The sequence below is a fragment of the Vibrio sp. 03_296 genome (assembly GCF_002265885.1).
On record NZ_NPKW01000425.1, the window covers coordinates 1 to 920 of the forward strand.

1 protein-coding gene is annotated in these 920 nt (G+C 43.5%); it reads left to right on the forward strand.

Features of this window, described 5'->3' with window-relative positions:
* Positions 1-325 precede the first annotated feature (325 nt).
* Positions 326-502 (forward strand): hypothetical protein, encoded by a 177-nt coding sequence (locus tag CIK04_RS33840; RefSeq protein ID WP_325205804.1) that lies wholly within the window; start codon positions 326-328, stop codon positions 500-502.
* Positions 503-920: the final 418 nt, after the last annotated feature.

Below are 920 nucleotides of genomic sequence, written 5' to 3' on the forward strand. Positions count from 1 at the left end.
GGCGTCCTCAATTGACGTTGGGCGAATAGTAATCTCCATGCATTTCTCCTTGTTTGTTGTTGTTTTATCAATCTAGCGGCATTTGTTAATGAAAACCAGAGTTTTATTAACAAACTGAGTAGGTTAGAAATGATAATAGTAAATAACCATCAAAGCCTTATGGATAAAGGTGCATTAGAGAATGCTGTATTAATGTTCAATTATTCACTGGTCCTATTTGATTTTTGGATGGAATTTTTCCCTGTTATCTATCGTCAAAACCTGTATAAAAACAGTGTTTGATTCATTTAAACTCATTCCTATTACAATAACGCAAGGAAAACGGATGCGAATTCAACGTTTTACTGCCAACTCGATTGCATTGGTCTTACTGGCCAGTCTTTCAAATCCGAGCTTAGCTCAAGAAAGTGTTGCGACAACGACCACAAACTCTCAACCTACCTGGTTGCGAGATATCGCTTTATCACCAGACGGTCAACGAATTGCGTTTTACCTACGCTAGGGCAGATTCTGGCTTATCGCAAGCAAAGGGGGAGAAGCCCATTCCTCTCACTTCTGCTGACAGTTACAGTGAAAATCCCATTTGGTCACCGGACGGGGAATCCATTGCGTTTACGACCGATCGCTTCGGGCCAGGTGATGTTTTTCTGGTGAGCGMAACGGCGGAGACGCAAAGCGACTGACTTATCACTTTAGCAAAGTATGTCCCTTATGCTTTAGTCCGAATGGATCAAGAAATCTATTTCGATCGTCGCGGATCGGAGATATCGAGAGCAGCGTGAACAATGGCTTCGCGGGCAGCGCGTCAGCGCAGATATATTCAGTGGATGTGAGTGGAGGGCGTGAAAAGCTGCTGCTTGCCAATCCAATCAGCAGTTTGTCGATTAATGGGCAAACAGGCGAGTATCTCTATACCGATT

Bases quoted from the DNA above. Each gene is read 5' to 3' on its own strand.
- CIK04_RS33840 (WP_325205804.1), top strand. From the start codon at position 326: ATGCGAATTCAACGTTTTACTGCCAACTCGATTGCATTGGTCTTACTG.